At 66.9% G+C, this 26,373-nt stretch carries 20 protein-coding genes; 4 read left to right on the top strand and 16 right to left on the bottom strand.

Going from position 1 to position 26,373, the window contains the following annotated elements:
* Positions 1–65: 65 nt before the first annotated feature.
* From ACIBAE_RS04585 to ACIBAE_RS04545, 9 genes are all read right to left on the bottom strand, one after another.
* On the bottom strand, positions 66–3,596 hold the full coding sequence (locus ACIBAE_RS04585; protein WP_399282322.1) for a toxin glutamine deamidase domain-containing protein: 3,531 nt from the start codon (positions 3,594–3,596) through the stop codon (positions 66–68).
* Positions 3,597–4,210: 614 nt separating this feature from the next.
* Complete coding sequence (locus tag ACIBAE_RS04580; RefSeq protein WP_399282321.1) at positions 4,211–5,566, bottom strand: S8 family serine peptidase; 1,356 nt, start codon at positions 5,564–5,566, stop codon at positions 4,211–4,213.
* Positions 5,567–5,661: 95 nt separating this feature from the next.
* The gene (locus ACIBAE_RS04575; RefSeq protein WP_399282320.1) at positions 5,662–7,026 is read right to left on the bottom strand and encodes a hypothetical protein; all 1,365 of its coding nucleotides are present in this window, start codon (positions 7,024–7,026) and stop codon (positions 5,662–5,664) included.
* Positions 7,027–7,128: 102 nt separating this feature from the next.
* On the bottom strand, positions 7,129–7,509 hold the full coding sequence (locus tag ACIBAE_RS04570) for a hypothetical protein (RefSeq protein WP_399282319.1): 381 nt from the start codon (positions 7,507–7,509) through the stop codon (positions 7,129–7,131).
* A 331-nt stretch (positions 7,510–7,840) separates the two neighbouring features.
* Positions 7,841–8,701: a fumarylacetoacetate hydrolase family protein gene (locus tag ACIBAE_RS04565; protein ID WP_399282318.1), complete on the bottom strand. Its 861-nt coding sequence runs from the start codon at positions 8,699–8,701 to the stop codon at positions 7,841–7,843.
* Positions 8,702–8,880: 179 nt separating this feature from the next.
* Complete coding sequence (locus ACIBAE_RS04560; protein ID WP_399282317.1) at positions 8,881–9,639, bottom strand: YidC/Oxa1 family membrane protein insertase; 759 nt, start codon at positions 9,637–9,639, stop codon at positions 8,881–8,883.
* A 106-nt stretch (positions 9,640–9,745) separates the two neighbouring features.
* Positions 9,746–10,057, bottom strand: a complete 312-nt coding sequence (locus ACIBAE_RS04555) for a DUF6412 domain-containing protein (protein ID WP_399282316.1) — start codon at positions 10,055–10,057, stop codon at positions 9,746–9,748.
* A 209-nt stretch (positions 10,058–10,266) separates the two neighbouring features.
* Positions 10,267–11,886 (bottom strand): sodium:solute symporter, encoded by a 1,620-nt coding sequence (locus ACIBAE_RS04550; RefSeq protein WP_399282315.1) that lies wholly within the window; start codon positions 11,884–11,886, stop codon positions 10,267–10,269.
* Entirely contained in the window at positions 11,883–12,113 is a 231-nt protein-coding gene (locus ACIBAE_RS04545; protein ID WP_399282314.1) for a DUF3311 domain-containing protein, read from the bottom strand. The genes ACIBAE_RS04550 and ACIBAE_RS04545 overlap by 4 nt, the downstream gene beginning before the upstream one ends.
* A gap of 93 nt (positions 12,114–12,206) precedes the next feature.
* Here ACIBAE_RS04545 and ACIBAE_RS04540 point away from each other — a divergent pair, with 93 nt between their 5' ends.
* Together ACIBAE_RS04540 and ACIBAE_RS04535 are read left to right on the top strand one after the other, a co-directional pair.
* Entirely contained in the window at positions 12,207–13,205 is a 999-nt protein-coding gene (locus ACIBAE_RS04540) for an SEC-C metal-binding domain-containing protein (RefSeq protein ID WP_399282313.1), read from the top strand.
* Positions 13,206–13,316: 111 nt separating this feature from the next.
* Entirely contained in the window at positions 13,317–16,454 is a 3,138-nt protein-coding gene (locus ACIBAE_RS04535) for a DUF3427 domain-containing protein (protein WP_399282312.1), read from the top strand.
* A 164-nt stretch (positions 16,455–16,618) separates the two neighbouring features.
* Here the strand turns inward: ACIBAE_RS04535 and ACIBAE_RS04530 are convergent, their stop codons facing one another.
* Entirely contained in the window at positions 16,619–17,662 is a 1,044-nt protein-coding gene (locus ACIBAE_RS04530; protein ID WP_399282311.1) for a DUF262 domain-containing protein, read from the bottom strand.
* Entirely contained in the window at positions 17,659–18,267 is a 609-nt protein-coding gene (locus ACIBAE_RS04525) for a hypothetical protein (protein WP_399282310.1), read from the bottom strand. The genes ACIBAE_RS04530 and ACIBAE_RS04525 overlap by 4 nt, the downstream gene beginning before the upstream one ends.
* Positions 18,268–18,947: 680 nt before the next feature.
* Here ACIBAE_RS04525 and ACIBAE_RS04520 point away from each other — a divergent pair.
* Positions 18,948–19,253 (top strand): hypothetical protein, encoded by a 306-nt coding sequence (locus tag ACIBAE_RS04520; RefSeq protein WP_399282309.1) that lies wholly within the window; start codon positions 18,948–18,950, stop codon positions 19,251–19,253.
* Positions 19,254–19,329: 76 nt separating this feature from the next.
* Here ACIBAE_RS04520 and ACIBAE_RS04515 read toward each other — a convergent pair whose 3' ends face one another.
* The gene (locus tag ACIBAE_RS04515) at positions 19,330–20,781 is read right to left on the bottom strand and encodes a DUF445 domain-containing protein (RefSeq protein WP_399282308.1); all 1,452 of its coding nucleotides are present in this window, start codon (positions 20,779–20,781) and stop codon (positions 19,330–19,332) included.
* Positions 20,782–20,938: 157 nt separating this feature from the next.
* On the opposite strand from ACIBAE_RS04515, the gene ACIBAE_RS04510 reads away from it, so the two are divergent.
* Positions 20,939–22,291: an SGNH/GDSL hydrolase family protein gene (locus ACIBAE_RS04510; RefSeq protein ID WP_399282307.1), complete on the top strand. Its 1,353-nt coding sequence runs from the start codon at positions 20,939–20,941 to the stop codon at positions 22,289–22,291.
* Positions 22,292–22,622: 331 nt separating this feature from the next.
* Here ACIBAE_RS04510 and ACIBAE_RS04505 read toward each other — a convergent pair whose 3' ends face one another.
* The 4 genes from ACIBAE_RS04505 to ACIBAE_RS04490 all read right to left on the bottom strand — a co-directional run bounded on the left by ACIBAE_RS04505 (position 22,623) and on the right by ACIBAE_RS04490 (position 26,326).
* Positions 22,623–23,396 (bottom strand): DUF1707 domain-containing protein, encoded by a 774-nt coding sequence (locus tag ACIBAE_RS04505; RefSeq protein WP_399282306.1) that lies wholly within the window; start codon positions 23,394–23,396, stop codon positions 22,623–22,625.
* A 96-nt stretch (positions 23,397–23,492) separates the two neighbouring features.
* Complete coding sequence (locus tag ACIBAE_RS04500; RefSeq protein WP_399282305.1) at positions 23,493–24,590, bottom strand: ATP-binding cassette domain-containing protein; 1,098 nt, start codon at positions 24,588–24,590, stop codon at positions 23,493–23,495.
* Positions 24,591–24,621: 31 nt separating this feature from the next.
* Positions 24,622–25,470, bottom strand: coding sequence for an ABC transporter permease (locus ACIBAE_RS04495; protein WP_399282570.1), 849 nt, complete (start codon positions 25,468–25,470; stop codon positions 24,622–24,624).
* Positions 25,471–25,525: 55 nt separating this feature from the next.
* Positions 25,526–26,326 carry an ABC transporter permease gene (locus ACIBAE_RS04490; RefSeq protein ID WP_399282304.1) on the bottom strand — a complete coding sequence of 267 codons (801 nt, stop codon included), beginning with the start codon at positions 26,324–26,326 and terminating at the stop codon, positions 25,526–25,528.
* Positions 26,327–26,373 lie beyond the last annotated feature (47 nt).

Genomic DNA, 26,373 nt, shown 5'->3' with positions numbered 1-26,373 from the left:
ATCGCGTTCCGCGCTTCGTCATAACCGCACCGGGATGCCTCAGCCACCATATAGACCCCATGCCCTCATTTCCCCGCCTTCGGGGAACTCTCCGAGGAATACAAGCCTCCCTCGGTCATCGTTCGAACCCACACCTTACCAAGTGCGGCGAGATTACGGGCCAGGTCCTGGTCATTCCTCTTCTTGCGATTCTCCTTGGGATCGGCATTCTCTACGAGTTCGGCTTCCTTCCGGTATCCGGTCCCATAGAAGACATCCACTCCGGAAATGCGGTTGGAGAGGGCTCTCGCACAGTTCGCATATCCCCGCCCCTTGCCACACGGCTCCCGGTCCGTGAAGAGGCTGATGGGGACATACTCCTGCCCGGCGTCGCGCCCAGAATTCAGATGGTCAATATAGTCAAGTATGTTGCCTTCCGAGTGCTTCCCGGCCCCTCCATCAAGATTGGGGTAGGAGCTGTCGACCACCCAACTTATGCCCCCCGTCGTCGGATCGTGCACTTCGATGGCGGCATAATTGCGGCCCGAAAAATCCGGCCGGTGATCGGAGGACTCCAGCATTGTAGGTATACTGTCTTTTTCGAATGCCTTCTTGATGGCTTCCTTGAGGTCAGCATCATCGCGATTCCTCGCAGGCCATTTTTTCGTCCCTCGATGCACCTCGGAACCATGCGACGGATAACCATCAGAAGGTTCCGGACTCGCGCCCACGGCATGCGATTCATGAAAACTGATGCTCAGTCGGGCAAGGGACGCGATGACTGCCCCCCGCTCTCCGGGATTCATATGCTCAAACCCCGGAAGCTTTTCCTTGAGATCACTGTGGCGAAGGATGACCGACTGATGGGAAGGATCGTCCGGTTTTGACGGCCGGCTACTCTGCATCACGTCCACGAGTGGAATGACCATCTTTCCCGTCCCGTCGTCAGCCTTGACGGGAACGGGTGTCATCCATTCGTTGAGCTGCCGATGAACGTGGTCCATGTCGACTTGCCGGACGTCGTTGGTCCGACGCAGATTCTGCTGATCCGGCATAGGCAACATGCCGTGATGCGGCAACGAGTCGATGGTCTCCGGATCTCGAAGTCGTGAGAGTCCGGCCTGGCGTAGAGCCTCGGCATCGGAATCAGGATCCTTGCCATTGCCCGGCGCCGCGCCTGCGGGGGCGTCCGGTGCGCGGCGGCCGGGGGCTTCGGGTGCGGGGCGGGAGCGCGCGTCCGTCGCGTGCGTGGCGGTCGCGGCGGGCGTGTGGGCAGGGGGGACCGGCGTGCGGTTGGCGTCCACGGGAAGGGCGAAGACGCCGTTGCTGCCGCTGTGGATCGGGGACCGGCTGGTGCGACCGGTCTGGGCGTCGATGTAGGTGATGGTGCCGTTGTGGTTGACGGCGTTCCAGGCGTGGGCACGGCCGTGGTTGTCCTGGGTGATGATGACGGCTTGCGAGCCGTGACCGGCGTTGCGGAGTGTGCGCTCCAGGCTGTTGTAGGCCCGGGTGCCGTCGCCCAGATCACTGAAGCGGGCGCCGAGGGTGCGCTCGACACGGTCACGGCCGCCGGCCTCACCACGGTCGGACGGATACCCGTCGGGGGTCGTGTCGGGGGTGCGGGCCCCGGCCGCCGTCGGGGCGCCGGAGTAGGTGTCGAGTGTGGAGAGGGCCACGTCGACGCAGTTGTTGTTACGCCCGGGGGTGTCCGGGCCATCGCCGTTGATGTGCCGGACCCAGGGCCCGGCCGCCGGATCCGGCGGCCGGGTGGGGTTGCCGTCCTCGTCGCGCGGCACCGCCCGGTCCAAGGCGTTCTGCTCGTCGCGGGTGGGGTGCGTGACGCCACCGGGCTGGGTGGCGCTCCGGGTCGCCGAGGCCGGGGGACGCTCAGAAAGATCGCTCCGGTGCTCCTGGGCATGCGGCGTCGGGTGTCCTGCGGCGGGCGGGGTGACCGTGAGGTGGACGGGGGGCGGGACGGCAGTCGCGGGAGGCGTCGAAGGCTGATGGCCGGACTGCTGGGGGCTGCGCTGAGGGCTCTGGGGAGGCTGCGGGCTCTGCGGAGTCCCCGGGGTGCTGTTCGGCGCTCCGTGACCGGGACGACCCGGCGCGCCTGGGGCGCCTGCGCTCCCGGCGGTGGGCGGCGTGCTGGTGGAGGGCGGGCTGCCCGGGGAGGTCGAGGCGCCTGGGGAGGTCGAGGCGCCTGGGGAGGTCGGGGCGCCCGGGGAGGTCGGGGTGTTGGTGGACGGTGAACTACCGGCGGGCGCCGGGGTGCTGGTGGACGGTGAACCGGTCGCGGGTAATGCGCCGCGGGGCATCGAGGGCGCGGGGCTGGGGGAAGCAGCGGGGGCCGGAGAAGGTGGCGGACCGGTCCTGGGGGCGGTGGGTGACTGATGCGGGGGCGCCCCTCCCGCCTCCGGCCGCGCGCCCCCTGTACTGCCGCCCGTACCACCCGCCGGATGAGGGCCGTTGAGGATCGGGCTGCTTCCGTCAGGGCGCCTACCGGTGGGCGCTTCCGGGGTGCTCTGCGTAGACGAGGATGCGGGTGTCGGGTCGTGATGGGCGGTGGGAGCGGTGGCGGCCAGATTGTCCACCGACATGCTGATGCCGCCGCGTCCGTCGCCGGTCGGGGGGTGCGCACCCGGGACGCCCGACGCCGGTGTCGGCGTGCTGTGCGGGGTGGGTGAGGAGACGGGATTGCCGACCGCCGAGCCGTGCGAGGGGGATTCTCCGGTCGGACCGGAGCCGTTGGCGGCGCCATGGGAGCCCCGGGTGCCAGGTGACGGCTCGTCGAAGTCCGAGAGGCTGGCCGGCAGCGGGGTACGAGCGGAGATCGGGCTGTCCTGCCCCGGGTCCGGTGCGGAGCGGGTACCGGCATCCGCCGAGACGGTTACCCCGGAGTCCGTATCGGCGGATATGCCGACGCCAGTCTCCGCACTGTTGTCCGTGTTCGCGTGCGCGGACGCGAACACGGACGCGGACGCGGGTACTGACGTATCGGACGACGTGGACGGGGAGCCCGGGGAGCCCGGGGAGGATGCTGTCGCGCGATCCGCGGCCGCCTCCCCGTCGGTTCGCGATCCGCCGCTCTCGCCACCGCCACCGCCACCGTCACCGCCGTCGTCGCCGCTGTCGTCACCGCTGTCGCCGTGGCCGTCGCCCAACCGGCTGTCGACAGCGTGGCGCGCGCTGTGTCCCGCTTTCTGGCCGAGGCTGTCGCGTACCCCCTCCGTGAAGGTCTGGGGCGTCTGCTTGGCGGTTTCCCAGGCCGCTTCCCCGCCCGCCGACGCCGTACGACCGACGTCGATACCGCGCTGCGCACCGAAGCTGACGTTCAGCGACTGGGCGATCAGGTCACTGACCATCGCCTCCACCGCGGAGATCGCCGGCTCCTTCATCGTCTCCACGATCGCCTCGACCAGCGCGTCCTTCAGCTCGTCCAGGATCCGCCGCACGATCAGCCGCGTCACCTGCGTCGCACCGAGCGCGCCCACCTCCGACAGACCGAACGTGAAAGGCGCCGCGGCCTGGGCGGCAATGATCTCGAAGGCCAGTGCGACAAGCTGGGCGATGACCATCATCTTGCACGTGATCACCAGATACGCGGCGGCATCCAGCACACCCGCGATGATCTCCGCCGCCTCGGCCGCGTCCGCGAGATACCCGTCCGAGCCATGATCGAACTTCTGGTAGGCGGTACGGAACCCGTCGATCGCCTCGCCCGCGTTGTGCTTGAGGACATTCGAGGCGGCGTTCCCCGCCGCGTCCCGCAACTGCCGCACGTCCGCCGCGAACGTCCGCCACACCCCCGCGGACTCGAACATCTTGTCCTCGTCCGCCGTCGGCCAGTTGTAGCCGAGCATCTCCAGGACCCACTCGACCTCGTCCGGCAGCATGATCGACACAGCAGCACAACCCCCGTCAGACCCCTGGAACCCTCAACAACTGAGGGCGACGTGCAGCTTCGCCACGAGGCCGTCGTCACTTCACGGGCAGAACGCCGCCTGGCCGTCGCCGCATCGAGGCGGCGGACCGGGGCCGCTCTTCCGAGGGTTTCCTGCCCGCGACTGCCCCTTGCCGAGTCGACGCCCTCGTAACGAATTCGCACGAACGTACCAGCGGCCTGACTGGTATCTCAACTGCCTGCATCAATAGGTCAGTTGATGCACGACAGAACCAGCAGAGCACTTTGGGCGCAGGCGAAGGCCGCAGGGGGCCTGTCCGGCGCGGCGTTCTACTGCTGGTACGGGTTGTACCCGGTCGGCGGCTGGTTCGGCGGCCCCGAGGGCGGGGACTGCTGCTGGTACGGGCCGGAGCCGGAGTTCGGCTGCGGCGGCTGCGGCGGATACGGCGGCTGGTGCGGCTGGTGCGGCTGGTGCGGCGAGTAACTCCCGTACACAGACTGCTGGTTCCGCTGCTCGGCCGCACGGCGCTTGCGCTTCCCGCTCCGGACGACAAGCAGGGTGACACCGCCCACGACGAGGAGGAAGACGACCCCCGCCGTGGCCAGCCCCTGGACGGCCGAGGTGGTCAGGCCGCCGCTGGACTCGCTGTCATCCGCCGCCTGCGCACCGGGGGCGGCAGGCTCGGACGCGTTCGTGGGCGCGGGCATGATGAGGGGGCCGTTTGCCGGGCCCGGCGGGATGTTGTTCTTGAGGGCAGCGAGGGGCTGGATGTAGCCGTAGCCGTATTTCTCGTCGGGGAGTTTGATGCCCTTGGCCGAGGAGGGGAGTCCGGCGGTTTTGGTGAGGCGGTTGACGATCTGGCCGGCGGTGAGGTCAGGGAACTTCTCCCGGAGGAGGGCGGCGGCGGCGGAGACGTAGGCGGCGGAGTTGGAGGTCCCGTCACCCTCGTTGTAGTCAGAGCTGACCCCACCGGCGGCAACGATGTCGACACCAGGGGCGGTCAGCATGGTCTTCGGACCGAAGTTCGACTTCCCCCAGATCTCGCCAGAGCTCCCGACCGCGCCTACGGCTACCGCACCTGGATAGCTGGCGGGATAGATCGGCAGATCTCCCCCGGTGCCGTCGTTGCCGGTTGAGGCCACGACCAGGACATCTTTCTTGAGTGCATAGGCAATCGCCTCTGCACCCTGCTTGGTTGGAGGGTTAGCAGCCTGCGAGATACTGATAATAGAGGCGCCGTGGTCCACCGCGTATCGAACTGACTCGGTAAACGGGGAAGAAGTTAGCCCTGAATCTCGGATAGCAAGGATCTTCGCTCCCGGGGCCAGGCCTTTGACCCCCTCTGAACCGTTGGGTCCATGGCCATGACCGGCGATGATTCCAGCCATAGAAGTGCCATGGTGATCGGTTCCATCGGGCTCCGTGGAGCCTCCGTCGATGAAGTCTTTGCCGGGGAGGATGTTGCCCGCAAGGTCGGGGTGGTGGGCGTCGACGCCGTCGTCGATGACGGCGACGGTGATGCCTTTGCCGGTGGCGAGTTGCCAGATTTTGTCGGCGTCGAAGGCCTGGAGCGGCCACTGGTCGTTCCGTACCTGGTCCGCGGTCGCGGTGGGTGGCGTGGTGAGGAGCAGCGCTCCCGCTGCTGCCGCGCTGCCCAGGATGCGCAGCGTCCGCGTGAGCACCATGCTGTGTCTGTCCTCTCTGCCCGCCCGGTGGGGCCCACCTGTGTGGTGGGGTGGGCCCCGTTTCATGATCGCTTGTGGTGGTGGCGGGGTGGTGGTTATTCGATGGTTCGGGGGGTCACGTTCTGCTGGGTGACCCAGGTTTCCTCGTCCTCGACGAGGTAGTCGGGGCGCTGTTTGCCGTTCTTGTCCTTGTCGCGTCCCTTGCCGGTGGCTCCGGGACCATGGGCGCCGTTGGAGGTTCCGGAGGTTTTGCGGCCTTCGGCGCTGCCGCCGCGGCTGCCGTGCAGTCCGGATCCGGCCCCGCCCGCCGGGCTGGGCCTGCCGCCGGCCGCACCGACCGTCCCGCCCTTCGCACGGGCCAGCGGACCCCGGCCGCCGGCCGCTCCCGCACGCCCCGCACCCGCCCCGGCACCACCACCGGCACCCATCCCCGGCCGCCCGGCACCCGCGCCGGTACCGGCCGACCCGCCGACGACGGAACCACCACGCCCGACACCGGCACCGACCCCGGGAACACCCGGGAAACCCCCCGCGCCGAGACCGGCACCCGCACCCGCCGTACTACCGGGCCCGCCACCGATCACCCCCGCGGAGCCTGCGGCACCGCCCCCGGGACCGACCCCGGCACCACCCCCACGAGGACCCGCGGACACGATGCCGTCCACATCCGTACCGACACCGGAAGGAGAAGATCCCCTGGACGGCGAACCGCCCCCGATACCGCCACCGAGCCGCGGAGAATTCGGCGACGGAGCAACAGCCGAACCCCCCGTACCGCCCCCGGCAACGCCCCCACCAGCAGGAGCCCTCCCCACCAACCGGGGACCACCCTCCGTAGGAACCGCCACGATCGGAACAGGCGCGATACCCCCGGGATCACCGGGATAGTCATCGTCATCTTTGAGGCTTCCCCCCTTGCGCCACGACCCCATCGCCTTCGCCTGCGACGCGTAGGCCGCCCCCAGCTGCTCCATCTTCACAGCCATCCGCAGCTGGGCTTCCTTGCCCGCCGACAGGTCGTCCTTGTTCCTGTCCAGCGCATCCTGCGTGGACATGCCCTTGCTCTGGTCTGCCTTCAGGCCGGCATCGTCACGGCTCAAACCATCCGAGATGGTGTCGCCCCAGCTGTCCAGTGTGCCGGGTTTCTCCATCGCCTCGACTTCGGGCTTGATGGTCTCCAGCACCGTCGCCGCACTGCGCATCGCCGTCGACGTGTACTCCGCGTACTTCGCACCGTCCTGGATCTTCACCCCGATGACCTGCGCCCGGGCCCGGAACGCGTCCGCCGCGTCACCCTCCCAGTGCTCCAGCACCTCGTCCACCGCCGCCAGGAACGCCTGACGGACACCACCCCCACCACCCTCACCGACCAGCTTGGTGTTCACATCACCCCAGCCGGTCGCCACGTTGTGCACCTCACCCGGATTCGCCCCCACGACCATCGCCTTCATCTGATCCATGGTCAGACCAGCGAAATCCGTCGTGTGCGACTCGTTGAAACACCTCTCCGCCGGAACATAGTCGTACGTGAAGTCATCCACCGCGCCGCCACCCGCCATGACCTACTCGCCCCCCGCCATCGACGCCTTCACAGCCGCGTCCTGGTCCTGATACGCACCGTGCGTCTTCCTCGTCTTCGTACCGAACTCATCCACCAGCCCATGAATATGATCGACGATCTCTTCGAGATGTTTCTTCATCTCGTCATGGGCAATATGCAAAGCGGCTGCCTCGGTAAACTTTGCTCCCGGCACAGAAACAACACCGAGCGCCCCCGCCGCCAAGTTGGTGCTGTAACAAGAACTCGTATGCGCCTCGCCCAAATCCGCGATCACCGCGTTGAGCTTGGTCACCACGCCGTCCAGCGCATTCAGATCGACCCTGTACTGTCCACTCGCCATCGCGAGATCCAGCCCCTCTCCCCGTTCGCCCAGCCCAGCCACGGCTACGCCGTCGCCCCGACCGTCACCGTCACCGTCGTTACCCGGCGTGGTCGCGCCGACCGATGACCGTACAACTCTAGCGGGCGCCATCAACACAGCCCAGCATTAAGGGAGTTCGAGACAGCCGTCGCGATGGTGCACTGCCGGGAGGCGCCGGGGCGGGCAGGAGCGGCAGGCATACGAACCACTCCACCCGGAGCGCGCACCCATACGCCCCATACGCCCCGCCCGCCCGTACGCCCCGTGTCCGCCCGTACACCAGCCCGTTCGCGCGCTCTCGCCCGCCCGTTCACGCGCGCTCCCGCCCGCGCGCCCGCCCGCAGGCGGCGCGTTACGCGTCCTTCAGCTCCTGGCGCTGGCGGCCGAGTCCCTCGATCTCCAGCTCCACCACATCACCGGCCCGCAGGTACGGCTTCGGCTCCGGCCGGCCCATGGCCACGCCCGCCGGCGTCCCCGTGTTGATGACGTCGCCCGGGTAGAGCGTCATGAACTGGCTGACGTACCGCACGATCTCGCCCACCGGGAAGATCTGGTCGGCGGTCGTGCCGTCCTGCTTGACCTCTCCGTTCACACTGAGCTTCATCGCCAGTGCCTGCGGGTCGGGCACCTCGTCCGCCGTCACCAGCCAGGGGCCGAGCGGGTTGAACGTCTCGCAGTTCTTGCCCTTGTCCCACGTGCCGCCGCGCTCGATCTGGAACTCCCGCTCGGAGACGTCGTGCGACACGGCGTACCCGCCGACGTGGGCCAGGCCCTCCTCGGCGGATTCCAGATAGCGGGCGGTGCGCCCGATGACGACCGCGAGTTCGACCTCCCAGTCGGTCTTACGGCTGTTGCGCGGCACGAGCACCGTGTCATCAGGTCCGATCACTGTGTCCGGTGCCTTGAAAAAGATGATCGGCTCGGCCGGGATATCCGCACCGGTCTCGGTGGCGTGATCGTGGTAGTTCAGTCCGATACACACGATTTTGCCGATCCGGCCGAGCGGTGGTCCGGTACGCAGCCCGGCGCCGTCAAGGGCGGGCAGCTCCCCGGAAGCGGCGGCCGCCCTGATCCGTTCGAGCGCGGCATCGTCGGCGAGCAGCGCGCCGTCGATGTCCGTGGCCAGGCCGGACAGATCCCGGAGGGTCGTCCCGTCCTGGTCGAGCAGCGCCGGGCGTTCCGCCCCTGCCGTACCGACACGCAGCAACTTCATGATCTATGTCTCCCTGTGGTGGAGCGGAGTCCGGACACCGGGCGCGGCCCATCGTCCGGACTGGCCGATCCTCCAAGACATCCGATCACTGTGCAAGACCCGGCTCACACCCTGGACCGACCGCGAGGCGGCGGCGCGGGGTGCCGTACGGACCGGTCGTACGGCCCCCGCCAGGACCCCTACACGGCGGGAGCCAGCGCCCCCGCGAGCGGCGCGTCCCGGTAGAGGAAGTACCGCTCGGCCGCCGTCCAGGTCGTGCTGGTCACCACGTACAGCGCGGCGGCCAGTGGCACCACCCCGACCGTGAAGAGCGTCGCGAAGGAGAGCAGCGGCATCATCCTGGTCATCGCGCCCACGCCGGGGACCCGCTGCCCGTCGGGGCCGGCCGGCATCACGGGCATGGGCGCGGTCGCCATCTGCCGCTTCATGCGCCGGAAGTTGAAGGTGGCGACGCCCGCGACGATCACGAAGAGGGCCACGTACACCAGCCCCGCTCCTCCGAGCAGCCCGCCGTGCGCGAGCGCGTCGGTCCAGCGGTCGCCGAGCGGCGCGGCGAAGAGGGAGTGGCCGAGCAGTTCGTTGGGCCGGCCGCCGATCCGGCGGTTGGCGAAAAGGTGGTACATGAGGAAGAACGCCGGCATCTGGAGCAGGCTCGGCAGGCAGCCCGACAGCGGCGAGACCTTCTCCTCGGCGTGCAGTTCCATGAGCGCCTTCCGCATGCGCTCGGGATTCTTGGCGTGCTCCTTGCGCACCTCGGCGATCTGCGGCGCGAGTTTCGTACGGGCCTTCTGGCCGCGCGCGGCCGCCCGGGACAGGGGGTGGATCGCGAGCCGTACGCAGGCGGTGAAGAGGATGATCGCAGCGGCGGCGGCACCGGTGTGGAAGACCGGCTGGAGCAGGTCGGCGAAGCTTCCGACCAGGTCGGCGAAGACGTGCATGGTGAGCCCTCCGGGGGTCTCGTCGTGCCGGATGAGTGTCGTTGCTCGGCATGACGACCCGCGCGGGGGTGCGGGAACGGGGGTGCTGGAAAAGAGAGCTGTACCCCTACACGGCCGTCGGCAGGCGACGGCCGGGGGCTCGGGCTCTGGTACGGCCCGAGGCGTCAGGATCCCGCTGGGGCAGGAAGGCGGTGCGCTGCTCACGGTCGCGGATGGCGGTCCGTACCCGGTGGTGCGGTACGGCCGGCACGGAACGCGCGCTGATGACGGCGCAGAAGGCGAGCGCGGAGCCGGCCGCGGCGGTGGCGGCGAGTGTGACGGCGGCGGAGAGGCTGCCGGCGTCGACGAGCAGGACTTCGGTGAGGAGGAAGAGGAACAGCCCGGCGGGGCGCAGCAGGCGAAACACACCGCGGACCATGGCCTGCTCCTCTCATCTCTCATCCTGCTCGTCGGCTCATCCGGCCCGGCGGCTCAAGCGGCTCAAGCGGCTCGTCGGCTCATCCGCCTCGTCGGCCCGAACCGCTCAACCAGCTCGTCGGGCGTTCGGCGTGGCTGCCGACACATCGGCGTGCCTGCCGACACATCCGTACGACACAAGCCACTCCAGCCGTTATACACGATCGCTCTTCAGTGACCGTGGGATTCGGCTGCACGCTCGCCGGCTGCACGCTCGCCGGCCGCGCCCTCCCCCTCGGCGCCCCGGTACCCCTCCCCCTCTTCGGTCAGGGGATCGCGAGCGAGGACATCCCCGTCCTCCCGGCCGTCCCGGTCGGGCGGTCCGGCGTACGTCACGGCGAGCGCCACCACCAGATTCGCGGCGAGTGCGACGATCCCGGCGTTCATCCCCCACACCGGATCGTGGTCGGTGAAGACCAGCGCGCAGACCACCCCGACCCCTACGGCGAGCCCGCTGACCCCACCGGCCGCCGTGAGCCGCCGCCACACCAGCCCCAGGAGCACCAAGGGAAGAAGCTGCGCCATCCCCTCGTACGAGATGAGGGAGAGCCGCACCAGCGTGTGGGGAGCGGCGTAGGTCAGTACCAGCGCGATCACGCCGACCGCCACGACGACCATCTGCGCGGCGCTCTTCTGCCGTGCCTCCGCTTTCCAGCGCGGCAGCAGCGAGAACACACTGCGCCCCCACATCGTCCCGATGACCAGCATGAACACGGCCATCGGCACGATCGACGAGAGGGCCGCGGCGACTCCGATGACGCCGACCGCCCAGGCGGGCAGCGCGTCGACGACGAGCTCGAAGAGCGCGAGGTTCGAGCCGGCCCCGGTGAGGCCGGGGACGACGAAGAGGGCGGCCATGCCGAGCAGCATCGGCACGAAGAGCAGCACGTTGTAGGCGGGCAGCCAGATCGCGTTGCGGCGCAGCGCGTCGGCGTCGCGCGCGCCGAGGTACCCGGCGACGGTCGTCGGGAAGATCACGACGGTGAGCGCGTTGAGCAGCGAGGTGGTGACGAACCACGCCCCGCCCAGGCCGCTGTCGCCGTGCCCCGGCAGCGTCAGCCACGCGCGCTTCTCCGCCACCAGCCGGTCAAGGAGGGGACCGTACCCGTCGAAGTAGTGCAGCGGTACGTACACGGCGAGGAAGCCGAGCGAGCCGATGACCAGCACGTCCTTGAGTACCGAGACCCACGCGCTGCCGCGCAGCCCGCTCACCACCACGAAGCCGGTGGTCACGGCGAAGGCGATGAAGTAGCCCCGGTCGAGGCTGACCGCCCCGTACGAGATGGTCGAGACGACCACCCCCATGCCGGTGATCTGGAGCTGGATGTACGGCAGCAGGAAGAGGCTCGCGAGCACGGCGGTCAGGGCGCCGAGCCAGGGGCGTCCGAAACGGTGGGCGATCATGTCGGTGATGCCCACCAGGTCGTGGCGGCGGGCATAGCTCCACAGCAGAGGTCCGACCACATAGCCGACGGCGTAACCGCAGGACATGTAGGCGACGACGTAGAGGACGGGTGCGCCGTAGTCGTATCCCCAGCCCGCGGCGCCGAGATAGCTGAAGCTGGAGTAGCCCTCGCCGGCCATCAGCACCCAGATGAATACGGCACCGAGGCCGCGTCCGCCCACCGACCACTCGGCGAGCCCGCCGCCGCTCCCGCCTCCACCTCCACCCCCGCCCCTGCCTCCGCCGGGTCCCTGTCCTCTCCTCCCGCCCCGTACGGCGAGGAGCCCGAGGGCGACGGTCCCCACCATGAACACCCCGAAGACCGAGGTCGCGATCACCGCGTTCACTTCGTGTCCTCCCGCCGCAGTGGCCGCGCCCGCCGACGCGCCCGCCGGTCACCGCGGTAGGCCAGCCACACGGCGGCCGGCGTGACGAGGGTCGCCGCGAGCAGCCAGAGGAAGAGGAACGGCAGCCGGAGGACGACGGGATCCACCCGGTTCACCCAGGCGGGCGCCGCGAGGAACAGCACGAAGGGAACGAACAGCCAGAGCAAATGAGGACGGTGTCTGAACACGGCAGGACCATAGACGAAGGGAACAGGCCCGGCCCGGACCTCATCTCCCCCACCCCTCCGCCCCCGGCCCCGTACGGCAGTACGGTGTGGTCCATGCGCCCCGACATGCCTGCTGACCACACCACGGAAGCCGAGCGCCTGCTGCGCACCGCGGCCCAGTACCCGGAGGACCACGAGCCCCTGCTCCTCCAGGCCGCGGCGCATCTGGAACTGGCCGGCGACCGCCACCGCGCCACCGGCCTCTACGACACCCTCCTCGCGGCCTCCCCGGACCACCCCCACCTGGTGAAGGCCCTCCAGGCCGCCAACCTCTGGGAGTACGGTCATGAGGCCGAGGCCCGCGCGATCATCGACGGCCTGCGCGCCGCGGCGCCGCTTGACCCGGCGCCGTGGGAGATCGTCGCGGAGACCCTGGAGGCCCACGACGAGCTGGAGGCGGCCCACGACTCCTTCACCTCGGCCGTCAACCTGCTCCTCAACCCGGGCGAGGAGGTCCCCTACCCGACGCACGCCCTGCTGATCGGCCGCCACCGCGTCCGCCGGATGCTGGGGCTGGAGCACGACGACTGGGACGGCCTCGCGGACCGTGTCAATCCCGCCTCCGTGACGCTGGACGAACTCCACGACCCGAAGCGCCTCTGGTCCCTCGGCTCCGACAACCCCGCCGAACTCCAGGCCGAGATCACCCGCCTCCGCGCCGAACTGGGCTCCTACCGCACGGCCCTGTCCCGCCCCTTCCCGGTCGCGGTCCTCCGATGGACCGAACCGGAACTGCGGGAACTCCTCGCCGCGTACCCCTCCCTGACCGCCGAGTACCCCTCCCACGAGGCCCACCTCGCCCAGCTGGAATCCTCCCTGCGCGACCTCTCCACCACGGGCACCCCCAACCTGGGCATCGTCACGGGCACGCTCCCCTCCTACGAAGCCTTCGCCGCCTCGGAGTCCACCACCCCCGCCGACCCCGCTCTCCTCCCCCAGTACGCCACCACCCTGGCGGCCCGAGGCCGAGCCACCCCGTGGCCCCCCTCCAGGAACGCGTCATGCTGGTGCGGCTCGGGCCGGGCGTACCGGGAGTGCCACGGGGTGGCGTAGCCCGGGATGCAGACCCTTCCTCAGTTCCTTCAACGCCGGAATGTCAGTGGCTGCTGCAAAAATCACATGCGAGCATGCAGCTTCAAATGACTTCAATGAAGGAACTCTTGGATGACAGACGCGCTGGACGACGTAGCCCCGGCAACTGGCCTCTACGAGCAGCTGATCACGCTGCGGCTCGAAGAGCGGCTCAAGCATCTGGAGGGGACAGGGTGGCGGGCCATCGATGCCGCGGTGGGTATCGAGTCCACACCCCACATTCTGGCTCGGCACGTTGCCGACACCGTCCGGCGCGTCCTGCGTGGCTTGCCTGCCGACGAACGAGTCCACGCGGCCAACCACATCCTCGACTCGGTCAGTACCTTGGCCGGCGCCCGAGAGTGGGTCGACATGGTTGCCGATGGTCCGCGGCAACTCATGGCCATCGCAGAGCAGAAGGCGCCCGGGGTTTACGCCATACGCCCGGCCACGCCTCTGTCCGACACCGCCCTGCTCACCAATGCCCCTGAGGATCCGAACCTCGGGTTCGAACTTCGCGCGGAGCTGGCTACCGCAGACCGTGTGGACCTTCTGTGTGCCTTTGTTAAGTGGCATGGCTTGCGTGTCCTGGAGGGTGCACTGCGCACAGCACGCGAGCGCGGGGTGCCCATCCGGGTCATCACGACGACGTACATGGGCGCCACTGAGCGCCGCGCGCTGGATCGACTGATCCAGGAGTTCGGCGCCGAAGTGAAGGTGAACTATGAACTGCGCTCAACCCGCCTGCACGCAAAGGCGTGGCTCTTCAGACGGAGCTCCGGATACGACACGGCATACGTCGGCAGCTCAAACCTCTCCAAAGCCGCTCTCCTCGATGGACTTGAGTGGAATGTTCGACTCTCATCAGTCTCAACTCCCGACGTGGTGAAGAAATTCGAGGCCACTTTTGACTCCTACTGGAGCGAAGCCGCCTTCGAGATGTATGACCCCGCTCTCCACGGAGATCGCCTCGACGAGGCGCTCCGACAGGCCAGTGGGGGCTCCATGACCGCGAGCGGAAGGAGTATCACCTTGTCCGGGCTGGAGGTACGACCGTATCCGCACCAGCAGGACATGTTGGAGCGCCTTGAGGTTGAACGAGACATCCATAATCGACATCTCAACCTGCTGGTCGCTGCCACCGGTACAGGTAAAACAGTGATGGCCGCGCTCGACTACAGGAGACTCCGCAAGAAGCTCGGCCGCGATCTGCGACTTCTCTTCGTTGCTCATCGCAAGGAGATCTTGGAGCAGTCACTGCGCACTTATCAAGGCGTTCTCAATGAGGCAAACTTCGGGGAACTGCTGGTCGGCGGTGAAATTCCGTCGGCCTGGAAACATGTCTTCGCCAGCGTCCAATCGCTTAATGCTCGCGCCTTGGAAGGACTGGCTCGCGATCACTTTGATGTCGTCGTCATCGATGAGTTCCATCATGGAACCGCAGCAACCTATCGCAAGATCGTCGAGCACTTCACCCCTGTTGAGCTTCTTGCCCTGACGGCCACACCGGAACGCATGGATGGCCTCAACATCCAGGACGAGTTCTTCGATGGGCGAATCGCCGCAGAGATGCGCCTCTGGGAAGCTCTAGAGAACGATCTCCTCTCGCCTTTCCACTACTTCGGGATCACTGACACCACCGACCTGACTGCAATCCAATGGAAGCGCGGCTCATACGACTTCACGGCACTCAGCAACCTCTTCACAGGAAACGACGCTCGCGCCCGTCTGGTTGTGAAGGCCGTTGAGGAAAAGATCGCCGATCCGGGCCGCATGCGCGCGTTGGGATTTTGCGTATCGGTGGATCACGCACATTTTATGGCGAAATTCTTCCAACAAGCAGGCCTCAACGCAGTCGCACTGTCTGGTCAGACGCCGGCCGATCAGCGAAAGTTCGCCCTGGACGCACTTCGATCCGGAGAACTTCAGGTCATTTTCTCCGTCGATCTCTTCAACGAGGGTCTCGACATTCCCGACGTCGACACCTTGCTTCTCCTTCGTCCGACATCAAGCGCCACCGTTTTCTTGCAGCAACTAGGACGCGGTCTACGTCGCTGTGAGGGCAAGGCTGTGCTTACGGTGCTGGACTTCATCGGTCAGCACCGCAAGGAATTCCGCTTCGAAGAACAGTTCCGATCTCTCACAAACCTCACCCGCAACCGCCTTGTCGCCGCCATCGAGCATGACTTCCCTCAACTTCCTTCGGGATGTCAGATCATTCTTGAACCGAAGGCCAAGGATTTGATCATTGACAACATTCGCACTCAGATTGGCGTGAATGTGGCTCAGCTCGCCAACGAAGTGCGGCACATCGGCGAACGTCGTCTTTCCGTCTACTTGGCGGAGAGTGGCCGCGAGATCAAAGAGCTTTACCGAGGGGCCAATCATTCCTGGACCGGCCTACTTCGCCGCGCAAATCTGCTGCCCGAGGTAGCGCCGGACGGCGAGGTCACACTGCTGAAGCGAGCCTCAGCCTTCCTTCACGTCGACGACCCAACCCGAGCTGCTGCGTACACACGTCTCTTGGAAGACGATGCGCCGTCGTACAAGGAACTCAACGAACTGGACCGCGCTTACGCACGCATGCTGTTCTTCACGCTTTGGCCTTTGGGCGGCTTCGACACATACCAAACTGGCCTCGCGTCTCTCCGTCACCAGGACGCCGCGCGCAGCGAGCTTCGGCAGGTGCTCGCTCACGTCCTGAATCACCTGGACCATGTCACGCCCGCCCTTCCTGGCGCTCATAGCAACCTTCCGCTGCGAGTGCATGCCTCCTACAGCCGTGAAGAGATCCTCACCGCCCTCGGCGAATCCACGCTTGAAAGCTCGATGCCCGGCCACTTCCGCGAAGGTGTGCGCTGGTGTGACCGGGCCAAGACCGACGCCCTACTCATCACCCTGGAAAAGGACGAGAAGGACTTCTCTCCCCAGACGCGGTACAAGGACTACGCGATGAGCGACACCCTCTTTCATTGGGAGTCGCAGAATCAAACATCGGAGACCTCGCCTACTGGCATCCGCTATCAGTCTCACCAAGAGGCTGGCACACACGTGCTGCTTTTCGTGCGCCGCTACAAGAAGACAGACATTGGCGGCGCCCAGCCGTGGATGCTACTCGGTCCGGCCGACTACGCTTCGCACGAGGGCAGCAAGCCCATGGGCATCGTCTGGCAGCTTCACCAGCAACTCCCTGCGGATGTCTGGACTTACTCGACCATCGCCGCCGGCTGAGAATCGAAGGTAGAAGGGGAATGAGGCCCCCTCGGCAATGGAGAGGAAGTAGTGCTGCTTTAGCACTACTTCCTCTCCGCGAGCGTTAGCAATCGCGCGAGGTTTAATGCCCCGCCCAGAAGGCCAGGGCATTAAACCCCTCGAACTGCATCAGCACAGAATATTCAGTCGTCGATTCGTTCATTTTCATTTTTCTTAGCCACGTTAAAGAAACTGGAAATGACTTCATGAATTACTTCACCACGTCGGACCCTGCGAGCCCTTTCATTGCTTCCAGAGATTACATCCGTGTGATACTGGCGAGCATCTTCATAAAATGAAGGCGCACCTCCCGCAGCAACATTACTCACATCGCTAAAGAATTTCCTTAGCGCTTCGGAGAGACCATCTTGATCTTTGCATTTATCGGCGCCAAGACGGTAAATCTCAACAATCAAAGTAAAAAGATCATTCTTCTGCCACGCCCTACTTTTGTCATCCACTTTCAGTTCAGACAAAAGGGCGAAACAGTCCGCTAGATTCGAAATTACCTCCTTTCCTTCCTCGAAAGCATCGTTGTAGCGCTCCAGGTAGTCCTCATGCGCATCACTGCGGCTGAAGTAGCCCGAGATCACCGTAATGATGACATCCAGACACCATCTAACATCTGTCATACGCCGAATATCCGCAGCATTGAATACTCGATGCTCATCGAAAACTGGCCACACACTCATTCGTTCTGCAGCATTCTTCAAGGCGCCATCAAATCGAGCATTATTCACCTCCATTGCATTAAGACTGTAATTTGTAGAGTTCATTCTGCGAAAAACTTCTTTGACTTCATCCGATGCCAATGGACCAAGATCTCTTACGACAACGTCATAATTCAAAAATGACCGTTTCTGCTCGATTGCAAGGTCAGCATAAGGAGTTACAGTTCCTCCCGGCTTAAACTGATCGGAACCCGTGAAGTACTGATAAAGAGTCGTGACCCGTTGTTGCCCATCAACAAGGTAAGTACTTCCGGCTGCGGTATCTAGATCATAGGGTCCATCGCAAATGAAAATTTCAGGAAATGGCATTCCCTCTATTACAGTCTGAATAAAGAGCTGCTTGTGGCGATTCGTCCAAACAAGACGCCTCTGAAATTCGGGTTGTGCAATAAGGGTTTGCTCCGTAATCATCGTCATGAGCTCGCGTACTTTTTTGTTTGTTGCGGTGGTTTTCATAGTCCCTCAATTTTTTGACAGTCAGCCACTGTGTTCGCTTGATAGTTTTCGAGAACTTCCATATCGAACCAAATTGCGAATGTTATCTGATAGGGCCCCGCCACGCGCTCATTCTGGAGTCTTCGACCAATGTCCCACAACCGAGTTGCAGTCGGTATCAGCGGAGATGCCTTGGGAATGTTCTTAGGACTTACTCTTCCGGCGAGATGCTGCTTTTTGAATTCGTCAGATTTTTTGGTAGCCCAAGGTTCTTTCGACTCGATGAAAGCCCTTGTCTCTCGCCATATTCTGCTATAGAGATCCGGTGAGACTACAGCTACGTCTATGTCCGACTCGTCATTAAACCGGCCGTATCGACGACTAGGCTTGATGCTGAATCCCAGCTTTGCGGATCCGACAGTGTAGACATCTCGATTTGGGTGAACGTCAAGTTCGGCAGCAACACGCTCTCTCAGCTCAGCATGCTGAGCTTGATTGATAACCGCGCACGTTCCATGAGTTATAAACTCACGAACTACCTGAATCGGCTGCTTATGTCGCCGCAGTCCTTCCTTGAATGCCACCATTGACTCATCGATTGCCTTATTACGATCTCCTTCGCGCACCTTCTCCTTATACCACCTTATGCCGCTCGTCTCAACGAGCTCGTTCTTTGATTTTTCGGTCGATCTCCATCGAAACTTACCCCTGCAAAGTAGCCGCCAGGTCACTACTAGGCAAATATAGGAATTAATAGTGCAAAATCACCAATTTCGTGCAACCCTGTTCTCCACTGAGCGGCCTTCTGTGAGCCGGTACGTACGAGCCCAAGGGGGCCACGTACGCAACCAACAAGGCTGCGCCTCAATGAGATTGAACGCGCCTCTTGCGGTATTACCACTGTCCTGTTCCGCCCTCAGGACGCGAGCCGGCGACCGCACGCGGTAGCCGGGACAGCGGCAGTGCTGCCTTGCTGGTCAGGACCGCTGTGGTCCCCGCCAGGGCACAGGCCGCCCGGTGCGCAGCCTCTGCCCTGGCGCTCGGTGCGAGGCTGGTGGCGCGCGCGGCTGACGGGTGGTCGCCAGACGCAGTTGCGTACAAGACAGGTGACGATGGCCGCGGCGGCGGGGGACGTTCAAGGTATGAGGGCTTCCTGCCCGTGACCGAAGGGAGCAGTCGCGTGCCAGCGCACTGTGCCGCTCTCTTGCGTCCCGTGCGTTCAGCGGGTGGGAAGGAGTTCCGCCGGCGCGGCGTTATGGTCCGTCGAGTTCGGATCAGTGCATAGGACGACACAGAGGTGGCAGTGATGGCGAAGATTCCAGCGGCGGCCGTGGCGGCGAGTGGGATCGTCGGGGGCTACGGGATCGCCCGGTGGACCAAGAAGCGTCCTCTTGGTGGAGTCGCGCTGGCGGCCGCAGGTGTCGTGGCCGCGCGTCAGTGGCAGCAGAGCGGTGGGACGAAGGCCGCGGTCGGGCTGACCGCCACCTATGTGGCCGCCTTCGCCGGGTCGCACCCTCTCGCCAGGAAGCTCGGTGCCTGGCCCGCCGTCTTCACCGTGGCCGGCGGGGTCGCCGTCGCGTCCTGGGCCGTCACCCGCCGGGCCGGCGTCTGATCCGTCCGGAGGGCCCGGCCCTCCCGGGGCGTACGCGCCCTCGGGAGGGCCGGTCCGCGCGGATACGCGACTGGGCTTACGCGCCCAGCGCGTGCGCCACCGTGTAGATCACCAGCCCCGCCAGCGCGCCGACCACCGTGCCGTTGATCCGGATGAACTGCAGGTCACGGCCGATGTTCGCCTCGATCTTCTTCGACGTGTCGTTGGCGTCCCAGCTCGCGACCGTGTCCGAGATCAGGGACGTGATCTCCCCCCGGTACGTCGATACGACGTATGCCGCCGCGTCCTCGATCCAGCCGTCCAGCTTCCCCTGCAACCGGCTGTCCGTCGCCAGCCGCGCCCCCAGGGACAGCAGCGAAGCACGTGCCCGCAGGCGCAGTTCACTGTGATCGTCCTCCGCGGCGGACATGATCATCGCTCGTACGGAGGACCATGCCGAGGCGATGACGTCCTGGACCTCGGGGCGCGACAGCAGCTCCGACTTCAGACGCTCCACCCGGGCCCTGGTGTCCGTGTCCGACTGGAGGTCGGTCGCGAAGTCGCGCAGGAAACGGTCGATCGAGCCGCGCGCCGGGTGGTCGGGCATGTCACGCATCTCGGTGATGAAGCGCAGCAGTTCCTTGTAGACGCGGTCGCCGATCCTGCGGTCGACGAAACGCGGCGTCCAGCCCGGCGCCCCGCCCTGGACCGCGTCCATGACCGAGTCGCCGTGCCGCACCAGCCAGTCGTGCGCACGGGAGCAGATCAGGTCGACCGCCCGGTGGTGGGCGCCGTCGGACACGACCTTGTCGAGTGTCTTGCCGATACCGGGGGCGACCTCCGCGGCTTCCGCGCGGCGGGTGATCGCCTCGCCGACGACCGCCTGGACGTCCGAGTCCCGCAGGACGGTCAGCGCGCCGCGCAGCGCGGTGGACAGTTCGGCGGTGACCCGGTCGGCGTGATCGGGTTCGGCCAGCCATGTGCCGAGCCTGCTGCCGATACCGAGGGCGCGCAGTCTGGCCCGTACGACATCGGCCGACAGGAAGTTCTCCCCGACGAACGCGCCGAGCGAGGCGCCGAGCTGGTCCTTCTTGTTCGGGATGATCGCGGTGTGCGGGATGGGCAGCCCGAGCGGACGCCGGAAGAGCGCCGTGACCGCGAACCAGTCGGCCAGCGCGCCCACCATGCCCGCCTCGGCCGCCGCCGCCACATAGGCGGTCCAGCCGCCCAGGCCGGAGTTCTTCCCCCAGGTGGCGAGGGCGTAGATCAGGGCGACGAGCAGCAGCAGGGCGGTGGCCGTGGTCTTCATCCGGCGGACGCCGCGCCGCTTCTCCTCATCGGCGGCCGTGTACGAGAAGGAGCCCAGCGTTGTCAGCCGGGAGCGCCCCCCGGAGGAACCGGACGCGCTCGATGAGCCGGACGGGCCGGACGGGCCGGAGGAGCTCAAGGGGCCGGAGGAGCTCAAGGGGCCGGACGGCGGTGCGGGCGTCTCCGTCCCGCCCGCGCCGCCGCCGTCACGCGCCGCTTTCTCCTGATTGCTGTCTTCCATCCGGTCCACCCGTCCGCGTACGTCATCGTGCCCATGACCCGCCCATGGGCATTCTCTCTCCCAGGGGGACTCCCGAGGCGGACGTCGAGTTCCCGCGTGATGTCGGATGATGTGTGCTGTACGTCGCTGTGGGGCAGATACGGGGGGCACGGGAGCCATGACCAGACATCGCGGGTTTGCCCTGCTCGGGGCACTTGTCGGAGTCGTCGCGCTGGTATGCGCCGCCATCATCGGAGGGTTCGCCGTCCTCGGCGGGCACCCGGACCCGCGCGATTCGGCCGCCGGTTCGTCGCGGGACACCCGTACCCAGGCCCGTACGCCGGTGGGGACCGCCGCGCCCGCCTCGGCCGGCATCTGGACCGGCACCTGGGCCGCCGCACCGGGCGGGGCGGAACCGGGCGCACCGACGGGCCACCCCGGGCGTTCCATCCGTAACGTCGTCCACACCAGCATCGGCGGCACCGGTGTCCGCATCACCCTCTCCAACCTCTACAGCGCCAGTCCCCTGTTGATCGGTCACGCCTCGGTCGCCGTGGGCGTGGCCGATCAACAGGGGGCCGCCGGCAGCGGCACGGGCGCCGCCGCCGTCACCGGGACCATGCGGCAGTTGACCTTCGGCCGCCGTACAGCCGTGACCGTCCCGCCCGGCGGTCAGATCATCAGCGATCCCGCGCCGCTCCGGGTGGGGCCCGGCAGTGATCTGCTGGTCACGGTCTACACCCCGGCGCCCGGCGGCCCCGTCACGTTCCATCCGCGCGCGCTGCAGACCTCGTACCTCGCGAACGGCGACCATACGGAGGACCTCGACGGGACCGCGTACACCGAGCCGACCAGGGTCTGGCGCTATCTCACCGCCGTCGATGTCCTCAACCGCGCGGCGCGCGGCGCCGTCGTCACCTTCGGCGACTCGATCACCGATGGGGTCGGCTCCCGCACCGACACGAACCACCGCTGGCCCGACACGCTCGCCGCCAGGCTGCGCGACCAGCAGATCGGCGTGGTCAACGAAGGCATCAGCGGGAACCGCGTCCTCGGCGACCGGCTGCGGCAAGGAAGCGGCGCGAAGGGCGTCTCACGCTTCCGGCGCGACGTCCTCGACCGGGCCGGCGTCAAGGTCGTCGTCATCGACCTCGGCATCAACGACATCATCGGCGCCGGCGAGCGCGACCCCGCGAGGATCACCGCCGGACTCAGGAACCTCACCAGGCAGGCGCACGCGCGTGGGCTGCGCGTCGTCGGGTCCACGCTGTCACCGTCCGGCGGGCACCCCCGTCACAACGCGGCCAACGAATCCGTACGCACCGCGGTCAACGCCGAGATCCGGTCCGGCCGCGTCTATGACGAGGTCATCGACTTCGACCGGGTGCTGCGCGATCCGTACGCCCCCGACAGGCTCCGTCCGGCGTACGACTGCGGTGACCATCTGCACCCGAGCGACGCCGGCTACCGCGCGATGGGCCGCGCCATCGATCTCCAGGTCCTGGAGGGAAGAGCGCCGGCCCAGCTGTGACGTGAGCAGCGAGGTGAGCGGGTCCCGAGGTAGGTGAGGGCGCGAGGTGTGCGGGGACCCGAGGTAGGCGAGGGCCCGCGACGTGCGGGATCCGAGGTACGCGGGGGCCCGAGGTGCGCGGGGACCGCGATGTGCGGGACCCGAGGTACGCGGGGACCGCGATGTGCGGGAACCGAGGTACGCGGGGACCGCGATGTGCGGGAACCCGAGGTACGCGGGGATCCGAGGTACGCGGGGGCCCGCGATGTGCGGGATCCGAGGTACGCGGGGATCCGAGGTACGCGGGGACCGCCGGAGGTCGCCGCCGCCGTCCCGTCGTCAGTCCAGCTCCCTAGTCCAGCTCCTTGCGGTCCACCTTCTTCTCCAGGCGCTGCCGCTTGCGCTCCTCCTTCAGGCGGCGCTTCTCCGCGTCCCGGATCTTGCGTTCCACGCCGACACCGCCCAGCAGCGCGAATCCCGTGACGATCACGCGCGGCGAACCAGGACTGATCTCCGTCTCGCGCGCCCCGCCCGCCTCGCCGAAGGCGCCCATCAGGCCGAATCCCCTGACCTCGACATCCATGTCCGGCGGCACGGTGACCTGGACTCCGCCCATGACCGTGTAGCACCGGATCACGACATCGCGCTCGGCGAACCTGGCCTCGCGCAGATCGATCTCGCCGCCTGCCTGGAAAACGACCGCGGTGAAGTTGCGGCCCACCGTCCAGGCACCCTTGCGGGCGAAGCCGCCCCAGAACGCGAAGGCGCCGTTGGAGGTGGCCGGCTCCCGGCCGATCCGCTCCGCCCAGGCGCCGGTGCCCGAACTCGAACGCGCCGCCGAGCCGGAGCCCACGGCAGCCCCCGAAGCCGAACCCGAGCCCGAGCCCGACAGCGAGCCGGTGCCGGACCGGTCGGTGCCCGTCACATCCATCGTCGTACCGGGCGCCGGCAGATCCCGTACCAGTGGCGCCAACTCGCCATGCGTGCGCGCCGTGAAGGCGGCCTCCAGGCGCTCCTCGAACTCCTCCATGTCGAGTCGGCCCTCGGCCACGGCCTCGCGCAGCCGCTCCGCGATCTGTTCACGCTCGGCATCGGAAGCACGGGTATCAGGCCGCTCACTCGTCATACCAGCAGACTAGTCAACAGTGCGGCCCACGTCACACAGCCCACCAGGCCGCCAGGCCCGCCAGGCCGCCAGGCCGCCAGGCCCGCGAGCCCACCCTCATACAGCCGACCGGTCCGCATACATCTTGGCGATCACCGCCTCGATGTCCGGCTCCCGTACCGACAGGTCCACCAGCGGATACTCCGCCGCGACCCGTGCGACCAGCGGCGCCGCGGACTCCGTCGCCGGGAAGGCCAGCCACTGCCGCGGCCCCTCCACCTTCACCACCCGCGCGCCGGGCACGGTGATCGGTGGGAGCTCACGCTCCAGATCGACGACCAGCGTCCGCTCACTCTCCCCCACCTCGTGCAGCCCTGCCGGCGTACCGTCGTACAGCAGCCGGCCGTGATCGATCACCATCACGCGCCGGCAGAGCTGTTCGATGTCCGTCAGATCGTGCGTGGTGAGCAGCACCGTCGTGCCGCGCTCCGCGTTCAGCTCCCGCAGGAACCCCCGCACCTTCGCCTTGGAGATCACATCGAGCCCGATGGTCGGCTCGTCCAGATACAGCACCTCCGGGTCGTGCAGCAGCGCCGCCGCGATATCGCCGCGCATCCGCTGGCCGAGCGACAGCTGCCGTACGGGTACCTTCAACAGCTCCCCGAGATCGAGCAGTTCGACGCAGCGTTCCAGATTCGCCCGGAAGCGCACGTCCGGAACCCGGTACATCCGGTGCATCAGCCGGTACGAGTCGATCAGCGGCAGGTCCCACCACAGCGTGGTGCGCTGCCCGAAGACCACGCCGATGCGCTGCGCCAGCCTCGTACGCTCCCGGGACGGATCGATGCCCGCGACCCGCAACCGCCCGGCGCTCGGGGTCAGAATCCCCGTGAGCATCTTGATGGTCGTGGACTTTCCGGCACCGTTCGGGCCGATGTAGCCGACCATCTCACCGCGCGCCACCGTGAAGCTGATGCCGTCGACCGCCCGGACCTGGTGCTTCTCGCGGCGCAGCAGGCTCACCCTGCGCCGCACGTCGAACACCTTCTCGATCCCGTCCAGTTCGATGAAATCCGCACCGGCCGGATCAGCCGAACCGGTCACGCCGCGCGCCCTGCTCGTGACACCCGCCCTGCTCGTGACACCGGCCCTGTCCACGTCCGCCCCGTCCACGTCCACCCCCATATCCACGTCGGTATCCGTATCCCTGCTCATGCACGCTCCACCCGGCTCTCGGCTGGTCGCCCTAATTCCCGGTACTGCGATACGAGCGCAACCCCAGCCGCCACACGACCCCGGCCAGCGCGCAGCACCCCACCGCCACCACCGGCGGCAGGAACGCCACCGCCCGTGGCAGCCCCAACGGGGCCTCACGGCCCAGGACATACAGCGCCGGCATCCAGTTGACGAAGGCCAGCGGCACCACGAACGTCACCCCGCGCACCAGGTCCTTCGCGAAGACCGTCGGCGGATATTGGAGAAGGGTTGTCCCGCCGTACGTGAAGGAGTTCTGCACCTCCGAGGCGTCCTGCGCCCAGAACTGGAACGCCCCGCCCGCCACAAACACCGCCGCGAAGATCGCCGTACCGCTGACCAGCATCATCGGCACCATCAGCACCCGGACGGCCGTCCACTCGATGTCCACCACCAGCAGCGCGTAGACCAGCACCAGCGACCCCTGGAGGACGCGGCCGACCCGCCGCAGGGCGAACCGGTCCGCCGCCACCTGCGCGAGTATCGGCACCGGCCGCAGCAGCAGACTGTCGAGCGTGCCGTCGCGCACCCTGCGGCCCAGCCGGTCCATCGAACCGATCAGCAGATCGGCGAAACCGAAGGCCGTGGCGGACGTCCCGTACAGGAACGCCACCTCCCCGAACGAGTAGCCCCCCAGGGAATCCACATGGGAGAACATCAGCAGAATCCCCACGAAGTCGAGGCCGGTCGCCGCGAAATTCCCCAGCGCGGTCATGACGAAGGACACGCGGTACGCCATCGTGGACCGCATCCACATCGCCGCGATCAGGCCGTACGCCCGCAGGCCGTCGCGCAGAACGTCCCAGCGCGACGCCCGCGCAATCCACGGCTCGCCGGACACCTCCGACGGCGCGGGCGAGGAGACCCCGGCGCGCGCCGCCTGCTCCGCGATGTTCTCAGCCACCCTGGACCACCACCCTCCGCGTCGCGGCCGACTGGAGCACTCGCCCGACCGCCAGCAGCGCCAGCGCCCAGCCGAGCTGGAAGGTGTACGCCCCGGCCAGCCCCCACCCGGTGCGCCGGCCGAGGAAGACGTCCGCCGGCACCTGGAGCAGTGAGGACCAGGGAAGCGCCCGTGCCACCTCGCCCAGCAGACCGGGGAAGACGTTCAGGGGCAGCAGCGACCCGGAGAAGAACATCCCTCCCAGCCACGCCATCTGCGAGACTCCCGCCCCGTCCATCAGCCAGAACGCGGAGAGCGCGACGAGGTAGCGAATCGAGAAGCTGACCAGGACCCCGAACGCCACGGAGAGCAGAAAGGCCAGCCAGGTCAGCGGATTCGCCGGCAGCGCCAGATCGAAGGCGAGCGCGCCGAGGGCCAGCGGCACGATCCCTCGCCCCAGCAGATGGAAGGCGGCCCGCCCCAAATCGCCTGCCATCCACCAGAGTTGCAGGTCAGCGGGGCGGTAGAGATCGACGGCGATATCGCCGGTACGGATCCGCTCGATCAACTCGTCCTCGAAACCGCCGCCCAGCATGGCGCAGGTCATCAGCAGCGCCTGGCCCAGCCAGACATACGTGATGGCCTGCGGAAGGTCGTACCCTCCGAGGTGCGGTCGCTCGTCCCACAGAGCCGTGTACGTGTACGCGACGATGAAACCGAAAACAGTGTTGGTGAACACCCCTGCGAATGTGGCCACACGATACGTCGCATGGCGTCGGAACCCACCCGCGGCAACCACCGCGTACAGCCGCACAACAGCCCCTTCCCACCGCCCAGCACCAAAGCGCTCGACCGTAGTCC

The organism is Streptomyces sp. NPDC051569, from assembly GCF_044454085.1.
Lineage (GTDB): Bacteria > Actinomycetota > Actinomycetes > Streptomycetales > Streptomycetaceae > Streptomyces.
The sequence above is the reverse complement of the archived record's forward strand: the minus strand, read 5'-3'. Positions and strand labels throughout refer to the sequence as shown.

Coding starts and splice junctions, on each gene's coding strand:
- ACIBAE_RS04520 (WP_399282309.1), top strand. CDS start 18,948: ATGGCGAAGATTCCAGCGGCGGCCGTGGCGGCGAGTGGGATCGTCGGG.
- ACIBAE_RS04565 (WP_399282318.1), bottom strand. CDS start 8,701: ATGAAGTTGCTGCGTGTCGGTACGGCAGGGGCGGAACGCCCGGCGCTG.
- ACIBAE_RS04510 (WP_399282307.1), top strand. CDS start 20,939: ATGACCAGACATCGCGGGTTTGCCCTGCTCGGGGCACTTGTCGGAGTC.
- ACIBAE_RS04530 (WP_399282311.1), bottom strand. CDS start 17,662: ATGAAAACCACCGCAACAAACAAAAAAGTACGCGAGCTCATGACGATG.
- ACIBAE_RS04505 (WP_399282306.1), bottom strand. CDS start 23,396: ATGACGAGTGAGCGGCCTGATACCCGTGCTTCCGATGCCGAGCGTGAA.
- ACIBAE_RS04535 (WP_399282312.1), top strand. CDS start 13,317: ATGACAGACGCGCTGGACGACGTAGCCCCGGCAACTGGCCTCTACGAG.
- ACIBAE_RS04580 (WP_399282321.1), bottom strand. CDS start 5,566: ATGGTGCTCACGCGGACGCTGCGCATCCTGGGCAGCGCGGCAGCAGCG.
- ACIBAE_RS04575 (WP_399282320.1), bottom strand. CDS start 7,026: ATGGATCAGATGAAGGCGATGGTCGTGGGGGCGAATCCGGGTGAGGTG.
- ACIBAE_RS04555 (WP_399282316.1), bottom strand. CDS start 10,057: ATGGTCCGCGGTGTGTTTCGCCTGCTGCGCCCCGCCGGGCTGTTCCTC.
- ACIBAE_RS04540 (WP_399282313.1), top strand. CDS start 12,207: ATGCGCCCCGACATGCCTGCTGACCACACCACGGAAGCCGAGCGCCTG.
- ACIBAE_RS04560 (WP_399282317.1), bottom strand. CDS start 9,639: ATGCACGTCTTCGCCGACCTGGTCGGAAGCTTCGCCGACCTGCTCCAG.
- ACIBAE_RS04515 (WP_399282308.1), bottom strand. CDS start 20,781: ATGGAAGACAGCAATCAGGAGAAAGCGGCGCGTGACGGCGGCGGCGCG.
- ACIBAE_RS04500 (WP_399282305.1), bottom strand. CDS start 24,590: ATGAGCAGGGATACGGATACCGACGTGGATATGGGGGTGGACGTGGAC.